The sequence below is a fragment of the Streptomyces katrae genome (assembly GCF_000966975.1).
GTDB classification, from domain to species: Bacteria; Actinomycetota; Actinomycetes; order Streptomycetales; family Streptomycetaceae; genus Streptomyces; species Streptomyces katrae.
The window spans coordinates 1-2,782 of record NZ_JZWV01000628.1 but is presented as its reverse complement, the minus strand read 5'-3'; the positions used below and the strand labels follow the sequence as shown (position 1 = coordinate 2,782).

Genomic DNA, 2,782 nt, shown 5'->3' with positions numbered 1-2,782 from the left:
GAGCCGGCGGCACTCGCCGGCGAGGCGGACCGGGTCGAGCGGGACCGTCTCCAGCGCCTCGCGGACGTCGTGGGTGGGCCAGTGCTGCCCGTGCCGCTCGAACGGTGACAGGTCCAGGGTGATGCCGGCGGTGGCGAAGGCTTCCACCAGCTCGCCGCGCTGGTACAGCACGGCGGCCCACTCCGCCCGGGCGGCGCGGTCGTCGGCGGCGGGTTCGGCGGAGGGCAGCTCCGCGGCGTCCAGCGGGGTGCCGTCGGCGCGGAAGAAGGGGAGGCGGTCCGCGGGGCCGGCGCAGGAGCGCAGTTCCGCGGTGTGCCGGGAGTCCCAGAACCAGCGGGCGGCGGTCCAGTCCTCGATCGCCCAGCCGGCGTAGGTGTGCCGGTGCTTGGCCGGGTCGACCGGCGCGCAGTGCAGCTTCAGCCGCTGCGGGCCGTCCACCATGGCGCGGGTGGTGACGTACAGGGCGGGGGCGTCGGGGCCGGTTCCGTAACGGGCCAGCAGCACGCGCCGGTTGGGGGCGAGGACGCTGCGGCCGCCCAGCACCCGGGGCAGGTGCCAGCGCACCAGGTCGGGGACGAGGTGGAGCAGGTCGGTCTCGACCGCGGCGGCGACGTCGGTCCCGTGCGCGCGGGCCAGGGCGGACAGGCCGAAGACGACCTCGACGCCGGCGGCGGCGCAGGCGGCGCGCCAGTCACCGGCCAGCCGGTGCGCGCCGGCCTGCTCGATCATCCAGCGGGGCACGGCGTAGCGGCGGACGCGCTGCCAGGCGGCGGCGTCCTCGTCCGGCAGGGCGCCGGGCGGCAGGTCGGCGAGGGGGTGCTCGCTGGCCGCGCTCACCGGTACACGCTGCCGATCGCCCGCACGTCCAGGTGGCCGGGGGCGGCGGGGCGCAGCCGCTCGGCGAAGGAGCGCTTGAGGCGGCGGGGGGTGCCGGGGCCGAGGCCGACGTGTTCCAGGGGGCTGCCGTCGGGCAGGGCGGCCAGCAGGCGCTTGGCGCCGCGGCCGGTGATGCCGGTGTGGCGCAGTTCGAGGCGGCGCAGCGGGCTGCCGGGCAGCGCTTCGGCGAGGGCGTACGCGCCTTCGTCGCCGGTGGCGTTGCCGGTGGAGCCGAGGCTGCGCTCGGACATGACCCGGCCGAGGTCGAGGGACTCGATGCCGCCGAGGGCCGCGGCCAGGGCGCGGGCTCCGGGGACGCCGATGCCGTTGCCGCCGAGGCCCAGGCGCACCGGGCGGTCGGGGCCGGCTCCGGCCGCGGCGGCCGCGAGGACGGCGGCGCCCTCGTCGCCGAGGTGGTTGGCCGGGACGTACAGTTCGCGGACTCCGGCCTCGCCGATCAGGGCGGCGAGCAGCGGGGCCGCTTCGGCGGTGAGGCCGTTGCCGCCGAGGTAGATCCGCTCCAGGGGGGTCTCGCGGGTGCGCAGGGCGTCCAGGAGGAGGCGTACGCCGTCGGTGGTGATGCCGGTGTTGACGAGGTCGAGGGTGCGCAGTGCGGTGTTGCGGCGCAGCAGGGCGGCGAGGGTCCGGGCGCCGTCCTCGTGCAGCGGGTTCCGCTTGAGCCAGAGGGCGCGGACGGCGGTGTCGTCGGCGAGGGCTCCGGCGAGGGCGAGGAGGCCGTCGGGGCCGATGCGGTTGCAGCCGAGGTAGAGGGTGTGCAGCCCGTGCTCCGGACCGGCCGCGGTGAGGGCGGCGGCGAGGGTGCGGGCTCCTTCGTCGGCGATGGAGTTGGTGCCGAGCAGCAGGTGCGCGGCGTGCCGGGAGGCGGTGGTGGCGGGCAGCAGCCGGGCGGCTCCGGCGGGGCCGAGGCCCTGCTTGCACAGGTCGACGCGGCCGTCGGCGCGCAGGGTGCCTAGGGGGAAGGTCTCGTCGGTCTCGACGGGGTGGTCCTGTGCGAGGCGGGCGAGCAGCGGGTCCAGGCCCGCCGGATCGGCGAGCGGCAGGTCCGGGTGCTCGATCGCGGGGCACCGTACGGGCGTCGGCCGTGTCATCACCACTCCACCGGTTCCTTCGCCGGTTTCCGGCGACCGAGCAACTTCGGGTACGAGCGCCATGACGGCACGGCGGTGCGCGTCCTCCAGCTCGATGCTTGGGCGCGACGACCTCTGCGCTACGGCCTTGCTGCGGTGATCATAGCGGCCGCGAGGCCGAAAATCGATCACCAGTTTGAATTGCGCGCGTTCCGCCGGCCTGTCACCAGTCGCCGTCGTGCACCGGGTCGCCCGGGCGCGGCGCCTTCCCCAGGTGCTTGACCTGTCCGGGCATCGGGGGCGCCCAGGGCGTGTGGTCCTCGCCGAGCCAGTCGCCCACCGGTTTGACCTGCTCCAGCGGGCCGGCCGCCGGCAGGTCGGTTCCGCTTTCGTCGTAGTAGTCGTACCAGGGCAGTCCGGCCCGGGTGTAGGCGGCCCGGTCGACGGGCGAGGGCGGGGGCTCCTCTCCGGTGATGCGCCGCCACTCCGGCGGGGTGACCAGGTGGACGAAGACCCGTGCGGCGGGCGTGTCCGCCCAGGCGGAGGGCCCCCGCTCGTCCCGGTAGACCTCCTGGCGCATCGACCCGCCGACGCCCAGCCCCATCGCCGGGGCCGCGGGCCGCCGGGCGGCGGGCGGGGCCGGCGCGGCACCCGGGGCGGCCATCGCCATCGGCGCGGGCGGCGGGAACCCGTAACCGACAGGCGGGGCCCCGTAGCCGCCGGGCGCCGATCCGGGCGCGGGCGGCGCCCCGCCGTACAGGGGACGTGCGGGCGGGCGGTTGGCGTCGCGCCACGCGGCCAGGGCGTCCGGCTCCAGG

General features: G+C 77.2%; 1 protein-coding gene and 2 pseudogenes. All 3 read right to left on the bottom strand.

Annotated features, from left to right (window positions below; all coding sequences use genetic code 11):
• A pseudogene (locus VR44_RS22440) lies at window positions 1–837 on the bottom strand (ankyrin repeat domain-containing protein); the annotation flags it as partial.
• The gene (locus VR44_RS47405) at window positions 834–1,985 is read right to left on the bottom strand and encodes a leucine-rich repeat domain-containing protein (RefSeq protein ID WP_045949372.1); all 1,152 of its coding nucleotides are present in this window, start codon (window positions 1,983–1,985) and stop codon (window positions 834–836) included. The pseudogene VR44_RS22440 and the gene VR44_RS47405, both read right to left, overlap by 4 nt.
• Window positions 1,986–2,187: 202 nt before the next feature.
• Window positions 2,188–2,782 (bottom strand): annotated as a pseudogene (locus VR44_RS22430) (hypothetical protein); the annotation flags it as partial.